We start from the raw sequence: 24,543 nt of genomic DNA, 5'->3' as shown, positions 1-24,543 counted from the left end.
CTAACATTCAAACAGCAGCTCTGATCGTTGTTCTCCGCTGCGTTGAGGACTCGCAACGAAGCAAATCAGCATTGAGATGCTGATCAATCGCCGATGTCGACAAAAAACTACCGTGGCCCAAGCCAAAGCACTGCGGCGAAGTGAATCAGTGAGCTGGAAAGGGCAAGAGAAACGGAGCAAAATGTGCTCTCGTCGGATCAATGACGCCGCCCGATCTCAGCCTCCCGAATGACATAGAGACGCTGAAGGCCATGGTACTTGCCATGGCCGAGAAGGCGGCCCGCGCTGATGCTCTGGAGAGCGAAGTCGTTGATCTGAAGGCCCGGAACGCCGATGCAGATGCACGCATCGAGCGGTTGACGCAGATCCTGAAGGGCTTCGACCGCGCCCGGTTCGGCCGACGATCGGAAAAGCTCGGCTCGGCGAACGGCGACGATGAACAGCAGGCCTTCGTCTTCGAGGAGATCGAGACCGGCATCGCCGCGATCAAGGCTCGGGTCAGCGAGAGCCGTGAGCAAGCGGACGGCAAGCGTGCACCGCGTCGGCGCAAGGGCTTTGCGCCCCATCTGGAACGGATCGAAACTGTCATTGAGCCAGAAGACCTGGCTGAGCATGCCGGCAAGCAGAAGGTGCTGATCGGCGAGGATGTGTCGGAGCGTCTGGATGTGGTCCCGGCGAAGTTCCGTGTAATCGTTACGCGCCGTCCCAGATATGCGTTCAAGAACGCGGACGGCGTAATTCAGGCGCCGGCCCCGGCCCATGTCATTGAAGGAGGCATTCCGACGGAAGCGCTTCTGGCCCAGATTGCCGGCTCGAAGCATGCCGATGGCCTGCCGCTCTACCGGCAGGAGGCCATCTACGCCCGCGATCAGATCGAGCTCGACCGCCAACTGATGGCGCAATGGATGGGCAAGCTCGGCTTCGAGTTGGAGATCGTGGCCGACTACATCTTCAGCGAGGTCAAGAAGGCCGAACGGGTCTTTGCCGACGAAACCACCTTGCCGACGCTCGCTCCCGGCTCCGGATCGACGAAGACAGCCTATTTGTGGGCCTTTGCCCGAGATGACCGAACGTTTGGCCGCAGCGAACCGCCGATGGTGGCTTATCGCTTCGAAGACAGCCGCGCCGGCGAATGCGTTGTCCGGCATCTTAATGGTTATCACGGCATCCTGCAGGTTGATGTGTGTGGACGCCCCGGTAAATGCAAGCAAAATCTAGCTTCGGAACAGGCATGTGGTCGGGTGCCGACGTGTGTCCGGCCTCGTGATGCGACCTCGACACGTCGCGGGCCCTTATGGAATGCGTGGATTGCATCCACTTCGGCTACGCGTGCTCGCTGGCACTCATCAACCTCTTGATTCTTCCAATCCCAGTCCCTGACCGATTGCCCATAACCCTCCGTTAGACCTTACCACATCCCGACGGCTTCCGGCGTCTGGCCTTGCGTTACGCAGTGCCAGACGCTGGAGCTTGGTAAGCGCCACCGCGGGCCATCAAGGCCCAGGCGATACGCGCCATTTCGTTGGCTAGAGCGATCGCGATCAGCTTTGGTGGCTTCTTCGAGAGCATTCTCGCAAGCCAGGATCCTGCCGGCGATCCATATCGTCTTGCCCACCGCACGACGGCGGTCGCACCAAGCACAAGGAGGCGCCGGAGATCTTGCCGGCCCATCTTGGAGATTTTGCCAATCGCGCCCCTTGGAAAAGGTCTCCGCCGACGGCGACAAAGCCTCTATCGCTGTGGCGCAGATTGCACCGATCCCCGGAATGGTCATTAACCGAGAGGCCACCTCGTCCTGTCTACCGCGCACTCGCAGTCCCTTCTCCAGCTCTGCAATCTGCTCCGACAGGGATTCCACGTGCTTCAAGAGATTCTGGCAAAGGCCACGAGCGAGGTCGGGTAGGTCCGGATATGTTGTTAGGAGCTCATGCAATCGGGGGATATGCCTGACGCCCTGAGCCACGATCAAACCGTATTCCGCAAGATGTCCGCGCAAAGCATTGATCGTCTGTGTTCGCTGTCGAACCTAGAGATCACGAACCTTGAATGCCATGGAGGAGGCTTGCTTCTCGGCGCTCTTGATGCCGACAAAGCGCATCGTTGGTCGAGACGCAGCCTGGCGATCGCTTCCGCATCCGCGGCATCGTTCTTCTGACGCTTAACGAAGGGTTTCACGTAAGAGGGATGGATCAGCCGGACCTCGTGACCGAATTTACCGATCTCCCGTCCCCAATAATGGGCGCTGGCGCAGGCCTCCATTGCGACCACACACCTTGGCAACTTGACGAAAAACTCGAGCAACCTGCCGCGGTTGAGCTTTTTACGCAGGACCATCCTTCCATGCTCCCCCGCACCGTGGACCTGAAACACGTTCTTGGCCAAATCCAAACCAATGATGCTAACCTCGTCCACTGACGTCCTCCTTACCGGGTTTCAACGCCCGCACATCTTGGCACAATCGATGCCGTCAGGGGCGTCCACCCCATCGGCTACACCGCCTACCCAAAGCTTGCCGAACGGGGCGAGGTCGAGCTCGCCTTCTGCTGGGGGCACATGCGGCGCAACTTCTACGAACTCGCGACAGCCGGCCCCGCGCCGATCGCGAGCGAGGCGCTGAAGCACATTGCTGCATTCTACGCGATTGAGAAAGAAATCCGCGGCCGCAGAGCCGAGGAGCGTCGCTTCGCGCGGCAGCAGAAAAGCCGGCCGCTGGCCGATGCCTTCGAGGCTTGGCTAGCGCCAAGCTGGCTGTCATCAGCCAAAAGCTCAAGCTCGCCGCCGCCATCCGCTACGCCCTCTCGCGCTGGCAGGGGCTGACGCGCTTCATCGATGATGGCCGCATCGAACTCGACAACCACACGGTCGAACGATCCATCCGTGGCATCAAGCTCAGTCGCAAGAACGCGCTGTTTGCCGGATCCGACGTTGGCGCGTCATACTACTAATCTGGTGATGCCCTTATAAAGGAAGGAGATTTTGCTGCGGATCTCGAGATATCGGACGACGCGATCGTCTGGCATCGGCTTCGCGGCACACAGCGTCTCGCTGCAGGTCGGCGAGCCGGATAATCCATGGCGCCCGCCGCACAGCTGCCGGGCCGGAAGGGTGCCACTGCTGACCATCCGATACGCCGTTGTGCGGCTCACCTTCAGAATGTCGGCGGCTTCATCCAACGTCACTTCGGCGCGCTCGGCTCGTTCACCTTCGCGGTAGACAGGAATGCCGTTGGTGTTCCGGAGACTGCAGACGTGGGATCGTGTCCAACTCGCGCTATGTGCAGTCAGCTTGCCGGACCGATTGAGGATCGCAGCGATTGCCGTGTCCGATAGTTGCCTCGCCAATACGCAAACGAGATCGAGGACATCGGCTTCGACCGTCCAGCGGGTCTGTCCGATCTTGTTCTTTTTGACTGTCAACTGGGTGTGGTCGCCGCCTTGCCAGTGAATGATGAGCGCCAATGTATCGCCCACGACATCGACGATGATCTCTTTGACAAACAGCCTGATGATCTTCTTGCGTGTCTCGATGGACGCCCCGGGACTGTTCCCACGCCTTGGTCAAATCCTTGCCGAGAGTCATCAGCCTCGCGCGATCCGCGGCGGAAAGCGCTGGAGCATGTTGCGTCTGTTTGAGGGGCTCGAGCTGGACCTCCAGGTCGCGCAGTTGGACCAGCTTCTCGCTTTAGCGCCGCTCCAACTCACTGGCAACCAGCCGGTTATCGGGATCGACGGCGTCGTACTGTCGCCGTGCCCGAGCGGCTTGTATTGAGCGTGCTGGATTGCGTTCTCGATGTGTTGGCGCTTGTCGCAATGATGCACGCTCTGGGCCTCCATCGCGGCCAGCGCCGCTTCAATCCCAAGAGGCTGCAGTCGATCGAGCACCTCCTGGGCGACGATGCGATCGACCCGCATGCCGCCAAAGCCGATACAGTTGTCGGCCGCTTTGGTGCCGAACGCCCCGCGGCAGGCATATCGCTGTGTGTTCCCGCCCTTTCCAGTGTAGTGGATGTGCAGGCGTCGGCCACAGCGCGCGCGCCGCAATAATTCCGGCAGCAGAGCCTCGCCGCGCCTTATCGAGCCGCGACCCATATAGCTCTTTCCATTGGCGTTGTCGGCAATCAGGTGCTGATTCCTTTCGAACTCCGTCCAGGCGAGATAGCCCTCGTGATGGTCGTGGTCAAACGTCCCAGTCCCTCCAATTGCGCCGGAGTGTATCGCGCATGATCCGCTTGCGCCCGTCCTTGATCGTCACCCGTGTCTCCCGCCGACCATAGGCGTAAGAGCCAGCGTATGCCGGATTCGTCAGCATGTGGTGCAGCGTGTGATAGACGTGTGCCTTCCATTCGACTGGGCGTTTACCGCGACCACAATCGCTGGAACGAGAACGTTCTCCTGCCTGAACCAAAGCAGCACCTGCCTGATTGATTGGAGCTCGGCGAATTTGCGGAAGACGAACAAGATGCCGTCCTGGACGCGCCGATCAGGATCCTTCTCGATACGGCTGTCATCCGTCTTCACGTAGCCAACGGCGACCGTCAAATGAAGTTCACCGCGCCGTGCCTTTTTGGCGCATGGCATCGACGGACCGCTGCCGGAAGATCGACAACTCCATCTCACTCATGGTGCCCTTCATGCCAAGCAACAGCCGATCATTGGCTGAGCGTGGATCGTAGATGGCTTCCTCGTCGACACAGCGTGCCGACCAGGCCGCAGAACTCCAGCAAAGTGTGCCAATCTCTGCCGTTCCGGTCAAGGCGTGATGCCTCGAGCGATACCACGGCGCCAACCCGTTCTTCGCAAATCGCGGACAGCAGCTTCTCGAAGCCCGGTCGGACCGTTCCGCCACCGGATCGGCCGAGATCATCATCGACTAGCTGGACGTCTTCCAGTCAAGCTGCCGCGCGCGTTCGACCAAGCCATACTGGCGTCGTTGGCTCTCAAGATTGTTGACGACCTGATACGCTGTGGATTGGCGGATGTAAACGAAAGCGGCACGGGCCATGTGCGCGGGCGTGATCTTACTCATTGCCTGCTCCCTTTTTGCCGTTGGCTTGAGGCTCGTTGGCCGGCTTCGCCGCCGCGTCCGTTAGCAATACTCGCAGAAGCGCCACCGCCTTCTGGCGTTCGGCGCCACTCATATCGCCGGGCCGGGTTAGGGGAAGGAACAGATCCATTTGCGCACGACAAAATAATGAACACCGTCCCGCTCATGATCGCCGGTCACCAGGACCGTCCGGCCGACCAGCGGGTGGTACGGATAGGTGATCACGGCTTCGAATGTCAGAAACCCGGCACTATGGCCCCGGCTCGGACGGTGGCGGACAAGCCTGGGCGACCATCGCAACATTGCTGCAGACGGCGAAATGAACAACGTCAATCCGTTCGCCTGGCTTGCCCTAACACTTCAGCGTATCGCCAATGGTTGGCCCGTCACGCGCGCTCAAATATCCGCTCGACAAGCATCTCTATGCCCAGCGCCATCTCGTGGAATGCTGCTTCTCAAAACTCAAGGCAATTCCGCGACAGCCACAAGTAGCCATTGGTGGCCATGCGTGGATCTCGAACCGTCGGAGTGAATTGATGAAAGACCCGATCGCGCCCATGGCCCGGGCGTTGAGGCACCACATGATTCTGCAGCGCGCGCATCAATTCTAATCCGGTATTTATCAATCCAAATTTGGTATTGGCGTGGTCGGGCGCGGCTCCTTCACAATAAAATTGGATGAGTCCGGAAGGGAGAGCGGTATACGACTGAGAACCACCGTTCGCTGCTGGCACTGCTGCTCGCTTTCGAGGTTTTGCATAAACCGAGAAACGCTTCTCGCCTCGATGCGCATTTTACGAGCCACGCAGACAATCTATCGGCGGAATCGCGGCATGGCAGGCGTCAAGGGGATCTTCAAATGTGGAACATCGGATTGGAAGGAACGATCAGACGCCATGGCCGTTCCGCGGCAGTGGACAACGCCAATTTAACGGTTTTCCAGGGCGAGTTCGCACTAGCGTTGGTCCGAGTGGGGGCGGCCAATACGTCTTTCCCTTTGCAGGTTCCCCTCCACCAGCCGACTGCGGGCCGCATCTACATTAGCAGTCGATGTTGTGAATGCGACGCCGCAGGCCCGCATTTGGATTGGTGCTCCAATCGTGCTCTTTGTTCCCACACCTGTGCGGCATCGGCGGCTCACTCGTGCTAGGCCGCGCGCTCACTGGCGGCCATCCAATTAATTCGCCAACTCCGGCAGCGGGGCAGTCCGTCCCGTGACGAAAAGGAGCAATGCTCCACACACTCCAGTCAATACCTAGGAATACCGAAAGGATGAACAAATGATGGTTCAGACTGTGTCCGGGCGGATCTCGGTGGAGAGCTTGGGACGCACGCTGATGCATGAGCATCTCTTCATCGCCTTTCCCGGCGCTTGGTTCGATCCCCTCGCGAAATTCGACCGCGGGGAGTTAATCGAGGAGGCAATCCGGCGGCTAGTGAAACTGCGCACCGAGCATGGCGTGCGTACCTTCGTCGACCCTTGTCCGATAGAACTCGGGCGCGACGTCACCCTGATGAAGGAGATTTCTGAAAAATCAGGCATGCAGATCATCTGCACCACTGGTTTCTACTACGAGGAGATGGGACTGCCGATCTACTGGCGACGTCGTACCGTCGATGAGATCGCTGAGCTCTATATCCGCGAGATCAGCCACGGCATTGGCGATACTGGCGTGAAGGCGGGCGCCATCAAGGTCTCGACTAGCGCGCCCGCTGTCACCGCGCACGAGAAGAAGTTTCTCGAAGCTGCTTGCATCGCACACCAGGCAACTGGGGTGCCGATCATCACCCACACCACTGACGGCTGTGCCGGCCCGGAGCAGCAGGAATTGCTCGCAGCCGGCGGCGTTGCTGCCCATCGTTGCCTAATTGGCCACTGCTGCTCCAACGTCGATCCCGCTTACCATCGCCAGGTCGTCGATGCTGGTTCCTACATCGGATTTGATCAAATCGGGATGTTCTACTACCAGTCGGACGAAGTCCGCGCGGACAATCTGGCGAAGCTCGTGCGAGACGGCTTTCGCGCTCAGATCATGATGAGCATGGACCGTCTCTGCGGCAGACTCGGTAAATACAATCGCCAGCTCACAGTCGAGGAGATGGCCGAGATGGAACACCTGAAGTCGCTGGGACTTCATCAAGCCCACACCTACATGTTCACCGACTTCATCCCGCTCCTGCACGCTCGCGATATCAGCCAGGCGGACATTGATTCGATCCTGGAGGACAATCCGAGACGTTTTTTTGCCGGCGAGGTCATGCCAGAAAGGACGCCACCGAGCCTAGTTGTCCGCAAAGAACAGGTCTAGCAGAAGCCCACGATAGGCCCACGGAAGAGGGTGGCTCCGGATCGGCAAGATGACATTGGTGCTGTTATCGGCGGTGTATCCGACTATGATAATCTTGGCCAAGAATTGCGTTTCCGCGTCTGTCTTCGAACAAGCCGCCGAGCGAGGATTGAGAAGTGTAGCTCTCGGGCGAAAATCTTGGTGTTCTGCTGCTCCGGTCACGGCAAGCGGTGCACGGCTTCCATCTGTAGCTTGTCGTCCGTGAACAAGCCTCTAAGCGATTGAGCGGGAGTCTGTTTTTTGGATGGCGGAGGCATTTGAGATTGCAGGGATTGGGAGCTTGAGAAGCCCAAACCCTGCAATTTCGTTTTATGGATCTCCCTTCGCTGCGGACCATAATTCTATGTTGCATCGGAGGGGGACGATGCGGCGGAAGGGCCGGATCATCCGCGACATCCGCCGCAAGATCGGGGGCCAGCCTGCACTGGAGGAGGCGTTCGCCCTCCCGCTGAGCCGAGCCACCCACGCTCGCAGCAGCAGCGCCAGCGCGGCTGGAAGCTGTATTCCTTCCATGCTCCGGAGGTCGAGTGCATCGGCAAGGCCAGCGCACCTTACGAGTTCGGCGTGAAGGCCTCCATCGTCACCAACAACCGCCGGGCTCCCGGTGGCCTGTTCGTGCTGCACGCCAGGGCGATGCCTGATAAGCCGTAGGATGGTCACACTTGCGGGACGTCCTTGACCGCACCGAGACGCTCACCGGCTGTTCGATCGAGCAGGCCTATGTCGACAAGGGATACCGCGGCCACGACGGACAAAATCCCCGTCGCGTCTTCATCTCCGGCCAGAAGCGCGGCCGTCTTCGGTGTCATCAAGCGCGAGCTGCGCCGCCGCTCCGCCATCGAGCCCATCATCGGACACCTGAAGACCGAAGGTCACCTCGGACGCTGCTACCTCAAGGGCCGCGCAGGAGATGCCGCCAACGTCATCCTCCCGGCCGTGGGCCACAACTTCCGCCGCATCCTTGCCTGGCTCAGAGAACTCTTGTGCCTCTTCCTGTTCCAGCTATGGCGCATGCTCGCCCGTCCAGCCCCGCTCAATTCGGCTTCTTAACGGACGACTAGACTAGCTTGATCGTCGCGACTAAAATGAGCGGCGTCAATCCGCAGGCTTGGCTCGCGGAGTTTCTCTTACATATCGCCGCCAACCCAGCTCATCGGGCTCGACCGGCTACCGCCCTGGAATTGGATGTCAGCATCAGTGATCTCCGCTCGAGCCGTATGACCACGCGAACGAGTTAGGACGGCTACGTTACGTCACCAACCGAATGGCGATCGAGAACGGCGTCTTCCGGGTCTGCGGCGTCGGAGATACGGCATTTAGGCGTCGGCCGATTTTGGTATCGAAGGGCCTGATCGAACTCGTCTGGATGCAGAATGTCTGAGATTGCTTAAGCGATGGCGGCCCGAATAGTCCGGCCGAGTCCGGCCTCCGCCGGATGTCGTACAGCGCTCGCGTCATCAGTTTGCGTTACATTTTGGCTGATCACCCGATCTCGCAACGCATTAAGCAGAAGATTTCATCGCTTTGACGTTAGCTCACCGATGGCAGGCCTTGACTGGCCGATCTGCCGGGCGAGCTCGGCGACCCGCTCCACCGCCACCACATCAGGCGAAGCCAGCCAGCTTGCCGTAAAGGTGAGCGGCGCGAGCTTCAGGTCGGTATCGAGCAGCTGCAGCCGTCCATCGGCGAGCTCGTTTTCGACAATTGCTGCGGGAATCACTGCAATGCCCAGCCCCGCGACCGCCATGTGAGTGACGGTTGCGAGCGATGCCGAGGTATGCAACCTGAGCGGCGGCGGTTCGTATTGGTCAAAGAGCTCACGCACCACCTCGTAGGGCCGGGTGTTGCGCGGGAATGTGATGATCGGAAATCGCGCGAGATCATGCCGTGTCACGAGGCCGTTGCCGAGTCCTAGCGAAGGGCTTGCGAGAAAACCGATGGGATACCGACCCAGCATGCGATTATGTATACCGGAGTCCAACAGCGGGCCAACTACTAATGCAAGCTCGATCTCCTGCGCGAGCAGACGCGCGCATAAGCTAGGCGTGATGTCGGTCTCAATCTCAAGCGATAGGTTCGGATAGACTTGGTTGACGTATTTAACGAACCGTGGCAGCCAAGTGTGCACGATTGTCTCGGCAACTCCCAGCCGCATGACCCCGCGCATGGCGGAGGCGTCTGTGACCTCGGCCATCATGGCCGCCCGCAATCCGATCAGCTTCTCTGCGTAAACCATCATCTGCCGACCGCTCTGGGTGGGTGAAGCGACGCGATGATCGCGCCTGAGGAGCTTCATGCCCATCTCGCGCTCCAGCTGGGCTATCCGCTGCGAGATCGCGGGCTGAGTGGTATTGAGGCGCTGGGCGGCGCCACGGAAGCTACCGAGCTTTACAACCCACATGAATGTTTCGAGCAGCTTAAAGTCTAGCATAGGAGGGATTCTGCTTATCTATAAATCTGAATTATCGGTACCGGTTAGAGGCGTGGGTTCGACGCCGCTTCATTCAATCCGCACGCTATATCTTGGGATCGAGGAGCTGATCGTATGCGGTCCTCTCACGCAGGCGAACAGCAGAATCGCCTAACACTGTTCCCGGCGGCGACCTGCCAGAAAATCCAACACCACCCGTATATTGAGTTCAATGGTTCAGAACAGATTGCAGAAATATGCGAGTGCGCTCGGACTGGGGATCGGTGAAGATCTTGTCGGGCGGCCCCTGCTCGATAATACGACCGGCGTCGAAGACGGCTATGCGGTCGGAGACCTCCCGTGCGAAGCGCATCTCGTGCGTCACGATCAAAAGCGTTACCTTGGTCTCCTGCGCGACATCTCGCACCACATCCAAAACTTCTCCGGCGAGCTCGGGATCTAGCGCTGAGGTGATTTCGTCGAGTAGGAGTATCTCAGGTTTCAAGATTAGCGCCCGAGCAATCGCAATGCGCTGCTGCTGACCTCCAGACAGCTGAGCGGGATATGCATGCGCTTTGCCTTCCAAGCCCACCATCCGAAGATATCCAAGCGCGCTCTTCTCAGCCTGCTGTCTGGATTGTTTCAATACCGTTGTTGGCGCCAAGGTTAGGTTTTGCAGGACGGTCAGATGGGGAAACAGGTTGAATTGCTGGAATACCATGCCACACCGGCGGCGAATCCCCGCCTCCTGCGAGTTCGATATCGGTTTGCCTACCGCATCGAACAGGATGCTGTTCCCGAAAACCCGGATATCGCCACTCGTGGGCTTCCAAAGAGTCATTACCAAGCGTAGCACTGTCGTCTTTCCTGAGCCGCTCGGGCCGATCAGCGTGACCTTTTCGCCGGGCCGCACTTGCAGGTCGAGGTCGGCCAGCACGCTTTGAGCACCGAAGGATTTCGAAACCTTTTCGAATTCGATAGCCCACATGGCCTGTTGCGGCTTGGGAGCCGATCCACCTGCCTCCATCGCGCTGGAACCTTCGGCGGAGCGCCTGAAGGGGCCTGAACGACTAAATTCCCTGACGTTAAGCATGCTTATTCCTGAATCGAGAAAGAAGGAAAAGAAATGGCAAATTCATGCCCAAATAGATCACGCCTGCCACGGTAAAGGGCTCAAGATAGCGGAAGTTCTCGTACCCGATCTCGTTAGCCTGGCTCATCAGTACCGGTACGCCAATGCCAAAAAGCACCGCGGTTTCCCTAAACATTCCGAGCACGTAGTTGAGCAGGGCGGGAGTAGCCCGTTTGATCATCAGCGGAACGAGCACGCGTTGCCACGTAACAAACGGGCTCAAATTGAGGGCCACACAGGCATCGCGCAGTTCGTTTGGGATAGTGATCAGGCCGCCTCGATACACTTCCGAGCAGTACGCGGCGTAGACAATTCCTAACACGCCGATGCCAATAGGGATCGCTGGAAGGATAATTCCGACTTCTGGCAGCACGTAGAACGCGAAATACAGCAGTACAAGCGTCGGCACACCCCGCATGAGTTCAAGCCATAAGTGCACAAAGGCCCGTCCGATCTTGATACTTACACTCTCCAGGATTGCAAGCAGCAGTCCCCCAATCAGTGCAACAGTCGACGCCGCAAGCGTTACCACGATAGTATACCAAACGCCCGTTATGAGAGCAGGAAGGATCTTCAGGACAAAGCTCCAATCCCACGTCACTGGGCGGCTCCTGCAGGCGCATCTAGGTCGGGTATTGCTTGGACAGACAAGCGCGCGGTTCGCAACGCACGATTCAGCGGGAGCACCTGCTCAATCGCTCGAAAGGCGGCACCGCAAAGAACGGTCAGGATCCAGTAGACGGCTGCAAGGAGGCAAAAGACAGAGACCGTGTCGTACGTCTGGCCGCGAATGTAATTTCCAACATAGAGCACGTCCTGCACACCGACGAAGCTCACGATTGCGGTCCACTTGACCATACTCCTCGCCAGGCTGCCGAAAGCAGGCACGATCTGCGAGAGAGCCTGAGGCAGAATAACCTTCGTGAAACTCTTCAGTTTGCTTAGCCCAAGTGCATAACAGGCATCAGTTTGTCCGCGATGCACGGTCTCGATACCGGCACGGACGATCTCCGCGCCGTACGCGGCTCCATCAAGCGCGAGAACGAGGATCGCCGCTGAGATGGGACTCAGACGCGGCATGCCCGGGACCAGCGGCAGCGCGTAGAACACCCAGAATAGGAGAACCAGAGCCGAGGGCGCGCGAATTAACTCGATCGCGAGCATCGCCGGCCATCGCAGGGTCGGGGCATCGCACATCCTTAGCGCGCCGAGAGCGATCGCGCCGAGCGCTGCACCGGGGATGATGCACAACGCTACCCACACCGTAACCCACAAGCCCTGCGCGAGTGCTGGCCAGTACTCCAAAATTGCGTTCAATGCTGTCGCTCCCTATTCGCAACCCGGCACGACGTCGCTGGCCTTCCCAAAGCTGGCAAGCAGGCGGGCCACCGAATCTCCGTTGGGGATCCCGTATTCCGCATAAAGCTTCTGAAGCATGCCGCCTCGGATAAGCGGGACTAGTTGCTGGTTGAACGCGTTGCGGAAACGTATGTTTTCTTTGCGGAATGCAATACCCGCCGCATATATTGGCGACTCCTTGTCGACGACGACTTCCAGTCCCTTCTCCTCCGGGTGGGGGATAGTGAATTGACCTAGGACAAACGCGTCCACCCGACCGCCAATGACCGTCGCGATGCCAGCCTGAATGTCAGGGACGATCGTGATTTGCGCGGGCTTGACTCCCCGTTTCGGCAGGTAGTCGTACTGTGCCGAACTCCGGATCGCCGACACCGTGATGTCGGGTCGATGCGCAAGGTCCGCGACGCTCATCAGATGCTTTGGGTTTCCAGGCAGGACATACAGCCCGATCTGAGCTGCGTAAGTGGGCGCCGAAAACACCACTGCTTTGCAGGTAGTTTCTGTAATATTGAGACCAGCCCCAACATAGTCAAATTGATGCGCCTGCAGTGCCGGAACCATAGCGGTCCATTCCGTGAGCACCGGCTTAAGTGCGGGCAGGCCCATGGCTTTGAGTACTATTCTCTGCAGATCAACCGAAGAACCTTTCGCCTCTCCGCTCGGAGACACGAACTGGTAAGGAGAGTTCGAGGCCAACGCCGCTTTGACTTCGCCGGCTTTGCGGATCGAGGCGAAAAGAGGGTCCTCCGTTTCGGCAAATGTCGGAAATGAATAACTTGTCAACGTGAGCAGCAGCACCAGCAACGATTGCTTCGGTATCGAGCGCAAGACGTCTCCTCCAGAAGTATTGTCAATTCTGAGCATTGTGGGTGACGTCGCTTCGACGAGGCCAACACCAATCGCAGATAGAGTGATACCAAATCGGCATTGATGCGGCGCGTGCCGATCAGTTAGGGCATGTCTTCTGCGGGACGCGGCACAGATCCATATGCTCCATATGCGGCCTGGTCACAACGCGCAGCGCTTTCGTCGAGCTCGAGCGGCTGGTCCCTCGATGAGCTCGCAGAGACGGCTATCGCGTCGGCTGCCCGGCAAGGACTTTTCGTTCAAGAATAATCTGGCTGGGGCGCGCATCGTGGTCACGAAGATTTTGGCGCCGATACAAACCGCTGAGTATCTTGTCCTTGTTCTGTGTAGTCTTATAGTCAAAAAATGGACATCAGGCAATTCCGGTACTTCGTGGCAGTTGCGGAAGCTCTCAGCTTCGCGAGGGCCGCCCGCAGTCTGAACATGAGCCAGCCGCCTCTTTCGAGGAGGATTGCCGATCTGGAAGGAGAGCTGGGCCTTAGGCTCTTTGATCGCACCAGTAAGAAGGTCGATCTGACATCGGCGGGTGAGGCCTTCCTCCCGCATGCACGGGAAGCTATCCGAGTATTTGACGCTGCTTTGCGTGCAGCCCGGTCACTGTCGCCGAGCCAGTCGCGGCGGCTGCGCATCGCATTTCCCCCCGAAACTTCGCGAAGCGTATTGTTAGACGTCATAAGCCGCCTGCAGCAGGAGCAGGTGGAAGTAAGCTTCCTTGAGGCCTATACCTTGGAGCAACAACGGCTCTTAGCGGCCGGAGAAGTTGATGTCGGTGTCCTTCGGTATCCGTTTGACAAACGTGGGCTTCAGATGTCGCCGCCGCTCGGGCAGCCTCTGGGCGTAATCATTGATGCAAAGCATCCACTTGCAAATTTGAATACGCTGCATCTCCGTGACTTAAGCCCTTATCCACTTGTGCAGTTTCCACGTGAGCTCGGGCCTGAGCTTTACGACGAAATATTGGATCTGTGCCGTGCTGGAGGTTACGTTCCTCCGCGAATTCTTCAGAGCGGGAGGATGACGGCGGCATTCCTAAAGACCCAGTGCGCAGTGACACTCGCGGCTGCGCTTCTTCTCAAACGGCGCGGCGAATCCGGAACAAAAGAGTTCATCTGGAAGCCTTTGGAGGGCTCGCCGATCCATTGGTGGACCTCGGTCGTCTGCAGATCAGATGAATGCATTGGACTAACGCGCGTGGTTGTCGATGTGATATTCGATTGTTTGCAGCAACACGAACACTGGGTTCGTATGCCGCGTCCGACCACAAGTCGCTCTGGAAAAGGTAAACTAAAGCATAAATTGGTCCGAGCGACGTGAGGCGCGCGTAGATACGAGATAACTGGGCGCCTGTGATACGAACGCGTTCCTCAACTGATGCCGTTTCTTTTGCGATCACCGGTCAGCTGGAACGACATCGACGCCGATGCTTCGTTTCCAAGCTATGCGATTTCGGCTCGGCGAGATTGCGCTCCGGAAAGCCAATTTGGCTGAGCTATCAACAGCAACGGCGGATGGCCCCTCTCTGGGATGGAGCGCAATTTTCAGTGTGAGGTAACGCCTCTAGTCTGCGAGCGGCTTCGTCCGCGTGTGGTGCACACGCCGGGTGCATTTGGGAGCCGCGCGTTTCATCAACGGCGATGCTCATCCGGTATTGTTGTTTCAAGAATTGGTATTGGCATCGTGCGAGCCTATCCGCGTAGATGTTTCCACGCTTCTTACAAAAGCAAACGAATGCGTCCGCAGATCAAGATAAGCATGTCCGGGTATGGCGACGACTGATGTCCTTCGCCGGCGAGATCGGGCGTTGCCGCTGCCGTCCCGCAGGCAGCTACTAAGGGCAAGTGATTAAAGGGAAAAAATGTACGAACTCAAGGAAGAGACGCGGGCTATAGTCGAACTGGTTCGGAGGATCGTTAGGGACCATCAGATGCCGCTTGAGGCGCAAATGCTCCGCGGCGAGAAGCTGACGTTCGCTGACTATCAACCGGGACGCGAGGCGGCCCGACAGGCAGGCTTGTGGGGACTTCGCCTCCCCTCAGAGTTCGGCGGCGCAGACCTGTCACTCGTGGATCGACTTGCCGTGGTTGAAGAAAACCGAAAATGCCTGACGCCGATCCGCTTTGGTGGTGAGGTCCTTCCCAGCCTGATCCATGTCCAGGGTGAACAGAAAGCTCGTTATCTTGATCCATTTCTGTCTGACTCCACAGCCATTTGCTTTGCGTTGACCGAACCCGGTGGTGGGTCAGATCCAGCTGGAGCCCTTTCGACTCATGCGAGGCGGGATGAAAAAGGCTGGGTGATCAATGGCTCGAAAATCTGGATAACGGATTTTGACAATGCTGATCGTGTTTTCGTCTTCGCTCGCACCGGCAAGGAAAGGGCTGCAAACAACATTTCGACGTTCGCCGTAGAAAAGGGCAATCCCGGTCTGATTGCACGCCCGGTGCCGATGCTTGGCGTCGGGCACGTGACCCATCAACTTGCCTTTGAAGACTGCAGGGTTGACGACGTTGCTTGCATCGGTGCCGAAGGCGCAGGATTCAAGAGCGCCCAAGATGCACTCAACCCCGTGCGCTTTGAAATTGCCGCCACTGCGCTAGGTATTGCCCAGCGCTGCTACGAAATGATGGTGGAACATGCCAAGCAGCGCGTCGCTTTCGGAGGGCCGCTCAGTGAGAAGCAGTCTATCCAATCAATGATTGTCGACTCTTGGGTCGAAATTCAACAGATTCGCCTTCTGATGTACACCTGCGCGGAAAAGCATGATCGTGGGGAGGATGCCCGCATCGAAGCTGGCATGCTGAAGATGGTTGGCAGCGAGATGGTCGGGCGCGTTGTTGACCGTGCAATCCAGATCCACGGCGCCGCAGGCTGCACATATGAGACACCGCTCGCCCACTGGTACGACAATCAGCGCATGGCTCGCATCTACGATGGGGCGTCCGAAGTTCTCAAGCACCGCGTTCTTGCAAGATACCTGCTGACGTGAGGTTCGTCGTCAGCTGACCTGCGGCAACTGAATGAGCTGGCGCTACAGCTGCTGCGGTAAAGTTCTGGTAGTCAGACGAAGTGGAATTTAAAAGAAAGTTAAAAGAAAGGGAGAGCCGAGTGAACGAGGTGTCCAAGCGGATTTTGACCGAACGTCGCGGCCCTATGTTGATCGTCACGTTTAACCGACCAGAGGTCAAAAACGCCGTAGATTTCGAGTCGTCCAAGGCGATGGAGTCCGCGATGGATATTCTCGATCGCGAGGACGAGCTGTTCGTGGGCATCATCACCGGCGCAGGCGGCAACTTCTCGGCTGGCGCGGATCTCAAAGAAGCGGCTAAGCGCAGTCCATTTCCGCAGCTTGCCCGAGGTGGGTTTGGCATCATGAAGCGCCCGCCGCGTAAGCCGTTGATCGCCGCGGTCGAGGGCTACGCTGTCGGCGGCGGTTTCGAGACCTGCCTAGCGTGCGACCTAATTGTAGCGGCGCGGAACGCCAAATTCGGTTTGCCAGAGGTCCGACACAATGTTTTGGCAACTGGTGGCGGCCTCTTCCGGCTACCACGCCGTATCCCATATCACCTAGCGATGGAGCTCGCACTTACTGGTGCTTTCAAGGAAGCGCCTTATTTCGAGCGGTTCGGTTTCGTGAACCGGCTTGCGGAACCAGGAAAGGCGCTTGAGGAAGCTATCAAGCTTGCCGAGTCGTTGCTCGTGAATGGACCCATCGCGTTGGCAGCAAGCAAGGAGATCGTCTTCCAATCTCTCGATAACGAGGAGGACTGGGCGAAGCAACTGCCGGTCGCCCAGAAAGTTCTGGACTCTGAGGACATGCGCGAGGGACTGAGAGCGTTCGCGGAAAAGCGCGAGCCTTTGTGGAAGGGCCGCTGAGGTTGGCCGCGATCCAGCGTTGTTGGTTTGTATTCTAACGACAGGTTGTATTTATAAAAATGCCTAGATCGACGTCAATCCAGCTGCGGGACGGCGTAGCGAATGCATTGCGCAGGATTGAGGCGCTGGAATCTGCATACGAATCCATCACTGTTGCACAGCTGGTTTCGTTGCGGGCGCGCACGCATGGTTCGGCAACGGCCATCGACGTTTTCGAGCGTGGTGAGCGCGTGACCTACTCGGAGATGGACATTCAATCCAACAGCGTTGCACATGCGCTTCGGGCATTCGGAGTGCGGAAGGGTGATCGTATCGGAGTGATGCTGCCGAACCGCGTGGAATTTCCGATCCTGTGGTTCGCAATCGCAAAGCTCGGGGCGGTAATCGTCCCGATCAACATGCGCTATACGCCACGGGAGATCGAATACGTTCTGAGTGATACCCAGGCAAAATTCGCGGTTGTCGACGAGTCCGCATGGCCAATGTTTTCCGCGATGGATCCATGGCCGAAAGAGCTAGCCAAGGCACGAGTGCTTCTTGTCGGACACGTTTCCGGAGTGTCCGCTGGTGCGCTGGAATCCATGCTCAATGGAATCGACAGGTCGCCGGTTGAGGAGGATGTTTGCCCCGACGACTTGCTAGTCATCCAGTTCACCTCAGGGACGACGGGCTTTCCAAAGGGTTGCATGTTGAGCCACGAATTCTTGAGCGTGGCGTCATATGCCAGTGCATCCTTGGATCGTCAGGTGTACGGGCGGCATCTTAGTTGGGCGCCGTTCTTTTACGCCGAAGGACAAGGGCAGCTGATGAAGTCATATCGACTAGGCGGTACGCTGTATTTGGCTCAGAAGCTCAGTTCGACGCGATTTCTTGATTGGCTCACGAAGTACCGCATTGAGTGGTGTTCGATTCCAGAGCAGATTGCACGTCAGTCCGGAACCGTCGCCGACGCGTGTACGTGCCTCAAGGAAGTTCAGCAGTACGTCGGCTGGAGTGCTGATTCGATACGTCAGTTCCGGCGGCGGTTTAGAGTACCTGGTTATAACGTATTCGGGATGACGGAAATTGGGTGGGGCACTCGGACACCTATCGGCATCGAGGTGATTGACACCTCCGACTCGGTTGGAATTCGTGCGCCCTTTCGGGAATTGCTGCTGGTCAATGACGATGGTAGCCCGACGCCGGTCGGCGAAGTGGGTGAGCTATGGGTGAGGGGACGCGGACTCTTCAATGGCTATTGGAATAATGCCGAAGCAAACGCTGCTGCTTTCGAGGGGGAGTGGTTTAAGACTGGCGATCTGTTTCGATGTGATGAACTCGGGTTTTTTTGGATTGTAGGTCGCAAGAAGGACGTGATCCGTCGCTCAAGCGAGAACATTGCTGCACGCGAGGTTGAGGCCATCATACGCGAGCTCCCCGAGATCGCGGATGTGGCTGCCGTGCCGGTACGCGATGCGATGCGAGGTGAAGAGGTGAAGATTTGCGTAGAGTTGAAGGGCGGCATCGAGGCGGACGACGCGCTCGTGGATCGTATTCTCGAGCATGCCCGTGCGCGCTTAGCCGTGTTTAAAGTTCCGCGCTACATCGCATTTACTGCGGCGCTTCCAAGAACATCCAGCGATAAAGTGCTTAAGCGTGAGCTGATGGCAATCAATGATCCGATCTCTGGTGCCTACGACAGTGAGCAGAAGTGCTGGCGCTGAAGTCGCTTGTTCATCCGGGTTGCGCACGCGCGGTAGCACCCCGCTGCGCTTTGGCAGAGCCGATAACTTAGGCGCAGTTCAAGAGCTCGCAAGCATCATCAGCGAGCGTCACAATAAGAGAAAGTCAAATAGCATGCCGGAACTTCTGAAGCCCGATCTCTATGCCCAAGAGGGGACGACATCTGCTCCTGGATACCCTTCTCTCAAGGGAGCTAGATGCGCGCACTGTGGTTTTGTTTTTTTTCCGCGGCAAGCTTATGGATGTGAGGTCTGTGGACAAGCCGGCGACCGCTTGCACCCAATTGCGCTTTCCGGTTCTGGGACGTTAATCGCGTCGGCGGAAGTGCACATGCACAGCAACGGTGCTACGTCAGGGAGAACAGATGTCAAAGCTCTCGTGGCTCCTTTTACGATCGGAATGATCAAGCTCGACGATGGGCCAACAATCCGGACTATCTTAGTCGAGGTTAACGAGCGGAATCTCAAGCCGGGGCATAGGATGGTGAGCCACTTCATCGAGGTTGGCAGTGGCCCCCGCAGAGTTCTCGATATCCGCTTTGCCCCAGCTTCGTGATCGCCCTTAGGACCAAACATCATGGCTAAATCACTTAAAGACCTGCGCCCTGTATATATTGTCGGCGTCGGCTGGCATCGATATCAACGGTTAAGTGAGACGTCTTATGTCGCGCTAGGGCTGCAGGCAATCCGAGAGTCCTTGGCGGATGCCGAAATTGAGTGGAGCGACGTCGACACTTCATATGTTGGCACAGGTTATCTCGGAATGGCACCTGGTCTCCCGATGCTGCGGTATCTTGGAGCCATCGGCCGACCTTTAGTACATGTTGAAAACGCTTCTGCTTCAGGCTCTGCCGCATTCCGCCACGCCTGCATTGAGGTGGCATCCGGAATGGCAGACGTTGGCTTGGCCGTCGGTGTCGACAAGCCGGATGTCGCACGTCGCGCCCCTACCGGGGTCTCAAATCTAGCTGATGATGCAATCGCATTTTTTACTCACTACGCATTGCTGATGGATCAGTACACCAAGGCGCATCAGGTGAAGCCGCGCGATGTCGCGTTAGTTGCCGTTAAGAACCATCGCAATGGTTCGCTCAATCCCAACGCACATCGGCAGCAGCAGCGCTCACTTGACGAGATCTTGGGTGGTAAGCAGGTGGCGGGTTCACTGACTCCATTGCAGTGTTGCCCGGTCGGAGAAGGCGCGGCCGCCGTGATCGTCGCTTCGGAGGAGGCCATCAAGCGCCTTGATATCGATCCCGTTCGGGCAATCCGCGTTGCCGCATCGGCAGCGCGGAGCGAGCGGGCCGGACTGGATGGGCCGGCCGACTTCAGGCTCACGCAAGACACTATAGCGGAGGCGCTACAGCAAGCAGGCGTGCAACCGCGGAACGTCGATGTACTGGAAGTGCATGATGCATTCACGATCGAGGAGTTGCAATACGTCGAGGCGATGGGGCTTTGTAAGCCGGGCGAGGCGGTCCACTTGTTAAAGGAAGGTGCTTTCGACATTGGTGGAAGGATGGCTGTAAGTCCCTCGGGCGGCCTGATTGCTATGGGGCACCCGGTTGGCCCGACTGGTGTCGGCCAGATAGGGGAGATCACAAAGCAGCTGCGGGGGGAAGCCGGCTCGCGTCAGCACAGGGGGGCGAAGATCGGATTAGCTCAAATGGTCGGCAATGGCCCTATGTGCTACGCGCACGTGCTCCAAAAGGCCTAGTGTCCCCGAACGTGCCGCAGCCTGATATTTAAACTACGCAGAAGGGAAGCGGAGCATGAAATCGTCTTTTGTGACTAGAAGCAGTGGAGTACGGCTATGAGTGACGTGTTGGATCTAGGCGGCCGAGTTGCTTTTGTGACAGGAGCCGGCCAAGGTGTCGGCCGGCAGATCGCGCTGCGTCTGGCGGCGAACAATTCCGGTGGCGTTGCTGTAAATGATTATCTGCTCGACCGGGCCGAAAGGGTTGCCGAAGAAATTCGTGCCACCGGCGGCAAGGCTTTGGCGGTGCAAGCCGACGTGACCGATCTGGAGAGCGTGAGGGCTGCTGTAAAAAAAGCCGAGATTACGCTCGGCAATATCGGCACGCTTATCAACAATGCGGGAAACTTCGGTGCTAGGCCTCATGCCGACGCTCAGAAGCCATTCTGGGAAACGGGACCAGGTGCTTGGAATAGTTCGATTGGGGTAAACTTCTACGGTGTCATCAACTGCACGAGTACGTGTGTGCCTAGCATGATCGCACGCGGAGCACCGGGTCGCATTATCACCATCATCTCCGAAGCAAGCCGCTACGGCGACGTAGGGCTCGAAGTCTATGCCGGCGCTAAGGCTGGTGCGGCTGGCTTCATGCGCGCAACAGCACGTGCGCTTGGTCGTTACGAGATCACCGCTAACTGCGTTGCCCTTGCGGGAGTGTCGACACCGCCGGTCGAGGAGAGTATGAACGCTGATCCGGAGCGGGCGAAGAAGGTGTTACAAAAGTACGTAATCCGTCGTCTCGGCCGTCCAGAGGAAGTCGCGAATATGGTGCTGTTCCTAGCGTCCGAGGCCGGCAGTTATATTACGGGGCAGACATACGGTGTCAATGGCGGCTTCGTCTTCGGACAGTAGGCGAAGTGCAATGGGGGAGGTGGCTCGTATATTGAGCGAATGCGGCGGTGCTTCTCACATCCACGTGACGCACCCAAGATGTAAAAGTGCCAGACCCACAGTCGGGGACGACGGAATCATCGGTTGTCATTCTAGACCGGACGCGCGAGTGTTTTTTAGGCATTATCATCGGGGGGGACGGCAACTGTTCTGTCGAAGAAGGCGCGACCTTCTATCAGCGAGACGCTACAGCTCGTGATCGGCGCTCGGCCAGTTTTCGCAAATGCGCGGGGGCACCGAGTGCTTGGGAGGCGACAGGCCCGTTCGAGATCTTTCTCAAAGTGAAGAGGTTGGGCGGACCCATTGGCCTGTACAATTTGGCTGGACGGCTAAGGCCTGTTTACAGTCAGCGACTGGCGAGGAAGCTCGCGATGAGATTGAGGAGGCCGGCAAAGCTGGCATCGGTCCTTTCGTAGTGAGTTGCGATGCGCCGGAATGCCTTGAGGGAATAGAAGAAGTTCTCGACCAAATGGCGCCATTTGTACATTTTGGCGTCATGGGGGATGCGCCCGGCGCGATCGGCTTTGGACGGAATAAAGGCTGCAGCGCCACGTTCATTGAGGTTGGCGTGCAGCCAGTTGTTGTCGAAGGCCTTGTCGCCGATCAGCGACTCAAAAGTAACCGGCATGAGGGCCTCACCTCGCAGTGACGAAGCTTGTCTGCGATACAGGCTGGCAAGAGCTGATCGGTGGAGGTGGCGCGATGGCAAATGCCATGCTTGATGCCAGGGAGGAAGGTGACTCTTATCGCCGCGTTGAGGTGATCACTGGGGAGCGCCGGCGGCGACGGTGGACGAGCGAGGAGAAGGCCCGGATCGCGGCAGAGAGCTTTGAGGAGGGGGCGAACATCTCCGAGGTGGCGCGGCGCAATGGCGTTTCTCGCGGACTGCTCACGGTGTGGCGCCGCCAGGTAGCGGCGGTGCTGGCCGGCAAAGCCCAGAACTTCGTGCCTATCCAAATTGGCGCCGAGAGCGATGGCGGGAGGGTTGGCAAGTCCGAGTGTATTTCGCCGGTACAGACGAAGCCCGTGGAGATTGCCACGCCGCCGGCCAAGGTCTGTGGAGTGGTCGAGATCGAGGTGAACGGGGCGCGCATCCGGGTCGAGCCGGGGGTGGAACTGGCGACGCTATCGGTGGTGCTATCGGCGCTTCGAGGGATCCGGTGATTGCTCTACGGTCAGACCTCAAGGTGGTGCTGGCGGCCCAGCCGGTCGACTTTCGTAAGTCGGTGCATACGCTGTCGGCGCTGGTGAGCGAAGCACTGCGCGCGAACCCATATTGCGGCGACGTCTTCGTGTTCCGCAGCAAGCGCATGGACAGAGTGAAGCTTCTGGCGTGGGACGGCAGCGGCATGGTGTTGGTAACGAAGTGGTTGCACCAGGGGCGTTTCACCTGGCCGCCGATCCGCGACGGCGTTGTGCATCTCAGTGCGACGCAGCTTGCGATGCTACTCGACGGGCTCGAGTGGACGCGTGTGTCGCCCAAGCCTGTGAAGCAGCCGGCCATTGTCGGCTGAGAAGTGAGGATTTCACTGGAGCATGGGTCGCACGGATGTATCGTCTGGTCATGGCGATTCGCCCCGACACTCTCCCGACCGATCGGGCAGCTCTGACCGAGATGGTGCTCGCGCTTGACGCTGAGAACGAGACGCTGCGCGTAGCAATGCAAACGTTCAAGGACATGATCTTCGGGAAGCGCTCGGAGCGGCTTGCCGCGCTCGTGGCCGAGCAGCTCGCGCTTGAGCTTGGCGATCTTGAGACCGACGTCACGCCGCCTGCAGCTGCCAACGACGATGCAGCTGCGGCAAAGCCGCCCGGCAAGCCACTGCGGAAGAAGGCGCGCCGCAACATCGGCGCGCTTCCAAAGCACCTGCCGCGCTGTGAGCATGTGCTGGAGCCGGAGGCGACCGCATGCCCGTGTTGCCAGGGCCAGCTTCACAAGATCGGCGAGGACGTCAGCGAGGTGCTGGACATCATCCCGGCGATCCTGCGGGTGCTGCGGGCGGTCCGTCCCAAGTACGGCTGCCGCCGCTGCACCGATGGTGTGATCCAGGCGAAGGTGCTGCCGCGCCTGATCGAGAGCGGCATGGCTTCGACCGCACTCGTGAGCCACGTGGTAGTCTCGAAGTTCGCCTGGTATCTGCCGCTGTACCGACAGGTGCAAATTCTGGCCGGCCAGGGTGTCCATCTCGACCGGGCGACGCTTGCCGGCTGGGTGAAGCGTGCGGCCTGGTGGCTCAGGAGCCTCTATGCGCTTCAGCTGCGCACGATCCAGACCGCGCCGCGCCTGTTCTGCGACGAGACGCCGATGCCGGTGCTCGATCCCGGACGACATCGCCCGCGCATCTGCCAGTTCTGGGCGCATGCCATGGATGACCGGCCATGGGGCGGTCCCTCGCCGCCGGCGGTGGCCTACGTGTTCGCCGACGGCCGCGGCACGGCGGAGATCGCCAGACAGTTGATGGGCTTTTCCGGCATTCTGCAGGTCGACGGTTATGCCGCCTACAAAGCGCTCGCCCGCGATCATGGCGGCGCGATCCAACTCGCCTTTTGTCTCGCCCACGCCCGCCGCAAATTCGTCGAGGTGTATAAGACGACCCAGTCGCCGTTCGCGCGCGAAGTGATCGAGCGCCTGCAGGCGGTCTATGCCATCGAAGCAGAGATCCGTGGCAGCAGTGCCGAGCAGCGGCTGGCCACCCGCGGCACCAGGTCCGCTCCATTGATGGAGGCGCTCAGGACGCGCCTGACCGCAATGGTCGGCCAGCTCTTCTCCCAATCAAAGCTGGCGGAGGCCATCAACTACGCACTCAATCACTGGGACGGGTTGACGCTGTTTCTCCGCGACGGCCGTGTCGAAGTTGACAGCAACACAGTCGAGCGTTCCATGCGCCCGATTGCGATGGGAAGACGCAACTCATTGTTCAGCGGCAGCGAAGGCGGCGCCGAGAGCTGGGCGATCCTGGCGTCGCTCGTGAACACGGCAAAACTCCATGAGCTCGACCCGCAGGCCTACCTGACCGATGTGCTGGAGCGCATCGTGTCTGGGCGAACCAAGAGCCATCAGCTGCACGAGCTGCTCGCCTGGAACTGGAAGGCGGCGCGCCGGCACACACCGCAGGCAGCGGCATGAGCCCACGTCGCCATAA

Annotated in this window: 23 protein-coding genes and 7 pseudogenes; 19 read left to right on the top strand and 11 right to left on the bottom strand. The window is 58.6% G+C overall.

The genetic code is table 11. The annotated features are described in order from the left end of the window. Positions 1 to 200 precede the first annotated feature (200 nt). A pseudogene (tnpC, locus tag QA635_RS33200) lies at positions 201 to 1,202 on the top strand (IS66 family transposase); the annotation flags it as partial. Positions 1,203 to 1,446: 244 nt separating this feature from the next. On the opposite strand, the pseudogene QA635_RS33195 reads toward tnpC (QA635_RS33200), so the two are convergent. Further along, positions 1,447 to 2,412, bottom strand: a pseudogene (locus tag QA635_RS33195) (IS110 family RNA-guided transposase). Positions 2,413 to 2,457: 45 nt separating this feature from the next. Between QA635_RS33195 and QA635_RS33190 the strand changes: the two are divergent. Then, positions 2,458 to 2,942 (top strand): annotated as a pseudogene (locus QA635_RS33190) (IS66 family transposase); the annotation flags it as partial. On the opposite strand, the gene QA635_RS41875 reads toward QA635_RS33190, so the two are convergent. After that, positions 2,934 to 3,146 carry a hypothetical protein gene (locus QA635_RS41875; protein WP_283071960.1) on the bottom strand — a complete coding sequence of 71 codons (213 nt, stop codon included), beginning with the start codon at positions 3,144 to 3,146 and terminating at the stop codon, positions 2,934 to 2,936. The pseudogene QA635_RS33190 and the gene QA635_RS41875 overlap by 9 nt on opposite strands. Before the next feature lie 334 nt (positions 3,147 to 3,480). On the opposite strand from QA635_RS41875, the gene QA635_RS33180 reads away from it, so the two are divergent. Then, positions 3,481 to 3,768 (top strand): hypothetical protein, encoded by a 288-nt coding sequence (locus QA635_RS33180; RefSeq protein WP_283063904.1) that lies wholly within the window; start codon positions 3,481 to 3,483, stop codon positions 3,766 to 3,768. Further along, entirely contained in the window at positions 3,765 to 4,043 is a 279-nt protein-coding gene (locus QA635_RS33175; protein WP_283063903.1) for a hypothetical protein, read from the top strand. The genes QA635_RS33180 and QA635_RS33175 overlap by 4 nt, the downstream gene beginning before the upstream one ends. A 133-nt stretch (positions 4,044 to 4,176) precedes the next feature. Here the strand turns inward: QA635_RS33175 and QA635_RS33170 are convergent, their stop codons facing one another. From QA635_RS33170 to QA635_RS33160, 3 genes are all read right to left on the bottom strand, one after another. Then, on the bottom strand, positions 4,177 to 4,308 hold the full coding sequence (locus QA635_RS33170; protein WP_283063901.1) for a hypothetical protein: 132 nt from the start codon (positions 4,306 to 4,308) through the stop codon (positions 4,177 to 4,179). 340 nt (positions 4,309 to 4,648) lie between these two features. Continuing rightward, positions 4,649 to 4,810 carry a hypothetical protein gene (locus QA635_RS33165; RefSeq protein ID WP_283071958.1) on the bottom strand — a complete coding sequence of 54 codons (162 nt, stop codon included), beginning with the start codon at positions 4,808 to 4,810 and terminating at the stop codon, positions 4,649 to 4,651. Positions 4,811 to 4,869: 59 nt separating this feature from the next. Continuing rightward, on the bottom strand, positions 4,870 to 5,025 hold the full coding sequence (locus QA635_RS33160) for a hypothetical protein (RefSeq protein WP_283063900.1): 156 nt from the start codon (positions 5,023 to 5,025) through the stop codon (positions 4,870 to 4,872). 278 nt (positions 5,026 to 5,303) lie between these two features. Between QA635_RS33160 and QA635_RS41870 the strand changes: the two are divergent. The 5 genes and pseudogenes from QA635_RS41870 to QA635_RS33140 form a co-directional block, all read left to right on the top strand. Beyond that, positions 5,304 to 5,428: pseudogene (locus tag QA635_RS41870) on the top strand (transposase domain-containing protein); the annotation flags it as partial. After that, a pseudogene (locus tag QA635_RS33155) lies at positions 5,427 to 5,522 on the top strand (IS5/IS1182 family transposase); the annotation flags it as partial. The pseudogenes QA635_RS41870 and QA635_RS33155, both read left to right, overlap by 2 nt. Before the next feature lie 801 nt (positions 5,523 to 6,323). Next, complete coding sequence (locus tag QA635_RS33150; protein ID WP_283063899.1) at positions 6,324 to 7,352, top strand: phosphotriesterase family protein; 1,029 nt, start codon at positions 6,324 to 6,326, stop codon at positions 7,350 to 7,352. 409 nt (positions 7,353 to 7,761) lie between these two features. After that, positions 7,762 to 8,441 (top strand): annotated as a pseudogene (locus QA635_RS33145) (transposase family protein); the annotation flags it as partial. A gap of 17 nt (positions 8,442 to 8,458) precedes the next feature. Next, positions 8,459 to 8,612: pseudogene (locus tag QA635_RS33140) on the top strand (transposase domain-containing protein); the annotation flags it as partial. A gap of 295 nt (positions 8,613 to 8,907) precedes the next feature. Here the strand turns inward: QA635_RS33140 and QA635_RS33135 are convergent. The 5 genes from QA635_RS33135 to QA635_RS33115 form a co-directional block, all read right to left on the bottom strand. Continuing rightward, the gene (locus QA635_RS33135; protein ID WP_283063897.1) at positions 8,908 to 9,822 is read right to left on the bottom strand and encodes a LysR family transcriptional regulator; all 915 of its coding nucleotides are present in this window, start codon (positions 9,820 to 9,822) and stop codon (positions 8,908 to 8,910) included. A gap of 208 nt (positions 9,823 to 10,030) precedes the next feature. Next, a complete protein-coding gene (locus QA635_RS33130; protein WP_283071956.1) occupies positions 10,031 to 10,789 on the bottom strand; it encodes an amino acid ABC transporter ATP-binding protein in 759 nt (252 codons plus the stop codon). Between the two features lie 97 nt (positions 10,790 to 10,886). After that, entirely contained in the window at positions 10,887 to 11,534 is a 648-nt protein-coding gene (locus QA635_RS33125) for an amino acid ABC transporter permease (protein WP_283063896.1), read from the bottom strand. Continuing rightward, the gene (locus QA635_RS33120; protein ID WP_283063895.1) at positions 11,531 to 12,250 is read right to left on the bottom strand and encodes an amino acid ABC transporter permease; all 720 of its coding nucleotides are present in this window, start codon (positions 12,248 to 12,250) and stop codon (positions 11,531 to 11,533) included. The genes QA635_RS33125 and QA635_RS33120 overlap by 4 nt, the downstream gene beginning before the upstream one ends. 12 nt (positions 12,251 to 12,262) lie before the next feature. After that, positions 12,263 to 13,120 carry a transporter substrate-binding domain-containing protein gene (locus tag QA635_RS33115; protein ID WP_283063894.1) on the bottom strand — a complete coding sequence of 286 codons (858 nt, stop codon included), beginning with the start codon at positions 13,118 to 13,120 and terminating at the stop codon, positions 12,263 to 12,265. A 384-nt stretch (positions 13,121 to 13,504) separates the two neighbouring features. On the opposite strand from QA635_RS33115, the gene QA635_RS33110 reads away from it, so the two are divergent. The 7 genes from QA635_RS33110 to QA635_RS33085 all read left to right on the top strand — a co-directional run bounded on the left by QA635_RS33110 (position 13,505) and on the right by QA635_RS33085 (position 21,361). Then, positions 13,505 to 14,473, top strand: a complete 969-nt coding sequence (locus QA635_RS33110; RefSeq protein WP_283063892.1) for a LysR family transcriptional regulator — start codon at positions 13,505 to 13,507, stop codon at positions 14,471 to 14,473. Positions 14,474 to 15,014: 541 nt separating this feature from the next. Then, positions 15,015 to 16,145 carry an acyl-CoA dehydrogenase family protein gene (locus tag QA635_RS33105; RefSeq protein WP_283063890.1) on the top strand — a complete coding sequence of 377 codons (1,131 nt, stop codon included), beginning with the start codon at positions 15,015 to 15,017 and terminating at the stop codon, positions 16,143 to 16,145. Between the two features lie 119 nt (positions 16,146 to 16,264). Next, entirely contained in the window at positions 16,265 to 17,032 is a 768-nt protein-coding gene (locus QA635_RS33100) for a crotonase/enoyl-CoA hydratase family protein (RefSeq protein ID WP_283063888.1), read from the top strand. A 107-nt stretch (positions 17,033 to 17,139) separates the two neighbouring features. Next, positions 17,140 to 18,735, top strand: a complete 1,596-nt coding sequence (locus tag QA635_RS33095) for a class I adenylate-forming enzyme family protein (protein ID WP_283063886.1) — start codon at positions 17,140 to 17,142, stop codon at positions 18,733 to 18,735. Continuing rightward, positions 18,686 to 19,309, top strand: coding sequence for a Zn-ribbon domain-containing OB-fold protein (locus QA635_RS41865; RefSeq protein WP_425249081.1), 624 nt, complete (start codon positions 18,686 to 18,688; stop codon positions 19,307 to 19,309). The genes QA635_RS33095 and QA635_RS41865 overlap by 50 nt, the downstream gene beginning before the upstream one ends. Before the next feature lie 21 nt (positions 19,310 to 19,330). Next, the gene (locus QA635_RS33090; RefSeq protein WP_283063884.1) at positions 19,331 to 20,470 is read left to right on the top strand and encodes a thiolase family protein; all 1,140 of its coding nucleotides are present in this window, start codon (positions 19,331 to 19,333) and stop codon (positions 20,468 to 20,470) included. A 96-nt stretch (positions 20,471 to 20,566) separates the two neighbouring features. Next, positions 20,567 to 21,361: an SDR family NAD(P)-dependent oxidoreductase gene (locus tag QA635_RS33085; protein ID WP_283063882.1), complete on the top strand. Its 795-nt coding sequence runs from the start codon at positions 20,567 to 20,569 to the stop codon at positions 21,359 to 21,361. Between the two features lie 385 nt (positions 21,362 to 21,746). Here the strand turns inward: QA635_RS33085 and QA635_RS33080 are convergent, their stop codons facing one another. Further along, positions 21,747 to 22,028 (bottom strand): hypothetical protein, encoded by a 282-nt coding sequence (locus QA635_RS33080; RefSeq protein ID WP_283063881.1) that lies wholly within the window; start codon positions 22,026 to 22,028, stop codon positions 21,747 to 21,749. A gap of 74 nt (positions 22,029 to 22,102) precedes the next feature. Here QA635_RS33080 and tnpA point away from each other — a divergent pair, with 74 nt between their 5' ends. From tnpA to tnpC (QA635_RS33065), 3 genes are read left to right on the top strand one after another with little or no spacing between them, the layout of a single operon-like run. After that, positions 22,103 to 22,564: an IS66-like element accessory protein TnpA gene (tnpA, locus tag QA635_RS33075; RefSeq protein WP_283063879.1), complete on the top strand. Its 462-nt coding sequence runs from the start codon at positions 22,103 to 22,105 to the stop codon at positions 22,562 to 22,564. Continuing rightward, the gene (tnpB, locus tag QA635_RS33070) at positions 22,561 to 22,914 is read left to right on the top strand and encodes an IS66 family insertion sequence element accessory protein TnpB (protein WP_069279868.1); all 354 of its coding nucleotides are present in this window, start codon (positions 22,561 to 22,563) and stop codon (positions 22,912 to 22,914) included. The genes tnpA and tnpB overlap by 4 nt, the downstream gene beginning before the upstream one ends. Before the next feature lie 50 nt (positions 22,915 to 22,964). Further along, positions 22,965 to 24,527, top strand: coding sequence for an IS66 family transposase (tnpC, locus tag QA635_RS33065; protein WP_283063875.1), 1,563 nt, complete (start codon positions 22,965 to 22,967; stop codon positions 24,525 to 24,527). The last annotated feature ends 16 nt before the right edge of the window (positions 24,528 to 24,543 follow it).

Origin of the sequence: Bradyrhizobium brasilense, from assembly GCF_029714345.1 — a bacterium.
GTDB classification, from domain to species: domain Bacteria; phylum Pseudomonadota; class Alphaproteobacteria; order Rhizobiales; family Xanthobacteraceae; genus Bradyrhizobium; species Bradyrhizobium australafricanum.
Note: the sequence above shows the minus strand (reverse complement) of the source record. Positions and strands in the feature narration are given on the sequence as shown.

Excerpts from the sequence above, each read along its gene's own strand:
- QA635_RS33080 (WP_283063881.1), bottom strand. The coding sequence starts at position 22,028 with ATGCCGGTTACTTTTGAGTCGCTGATCGGCGACAAGGCCTTCGACAAC.
- QA635_RS33150 (WP_283063899.1), top strand. The coding sequence starts at position 6,324 with ATGATGGTTCAGACTGTGTCCGGGCGGATCTCGGTGGAGAGCTTGGGA.
- QA635_RS33090 (WP_283063884.1), top strand. The coding sequence starts at position 19,331 with ATGGCTAAATCACTTAAAGACCTGCGCCCTGTATATATTGTCGGCGTC.
- tnpC (WP_283063875.1), top strand. The coding sequence starts at position 22,965 with ATGGCGATTCGCCCCGACACTCTCCCGACCGATCGGGCAGCTCTGACC.
- QA635_RS33110 (WP_283063892.1), top strand. The coding sequence starts at position 13,505 with ATGGACATCAGGCAATTCCGGTACTTCGTGGCAGTTGCGGAAGCTCTC.
- QA635_RS33105 (WP_283063890.1), top strand. The coding sequence starts at position 15,015 with ATGTACGAACTCAAGGAAGAGACGCGGGCTATAGTCGAACTGGTTCGG.
- QA635_RS33180 (WP_283063904.1), top strand. The coding sequence starts at position 3,481 with ATGATCTCTTTGACAAACAGCCTGATGATCTTCTTGCGTGTCTCGATG.
- QA635_RS41865 (WP_425249081.1), top strand. The coding sequence starts at position 18,686 with ATGATCCGATCTCTGGTGCCTACGACAGTGAGCAGAAGTGCTGGCGCT.
- QA635_RS33130 (WP_283071956.1), bottom strand. The coding sequence starts at position 10,789 with ATGTGGGCTATCGAATTCGAAAAGGTTTCGAAATCCTTCGGTGCTCAA.
- QA635_RS33085 (WP_283063882.1), top strand. The coding sequence starts at position 20,567 with ATGAGTGACGTGTTGGATCTAGGCGGCCGAGTTGCTTTTGTGACAGGA.
- tnpA (WP_283063879.1), top strand. The coding sequence starts at position 22,103 with ATGGCAAATGCCATGCTTGATGCCAGGGAGGAAGGTGACTCTTATCGC.
- QA635_RS33135 (WP_283063897.1), bottom strand. The coding sequence starts at position 9,822 with ATGCTAGACTTTAAGCTGCTCGAAACATTCATGTGGGTTGTAAAGCTC.
- QA635_RS33160 (WP_283063900.1), bottom strand. The coding sequence starts at position 5,025 with ATGAGTAAGATCACGCCCGCGCACATGGCCCGTGCCGCTTTCGTTTAC.
- QA635_RS33170 (WP_283063901.1), bottom strand. The coding sequence starts at position 4,308 with ATGCTGACGAATCCGGCATACGCTGGCTCTTACGCCTATGGTCGGCGG.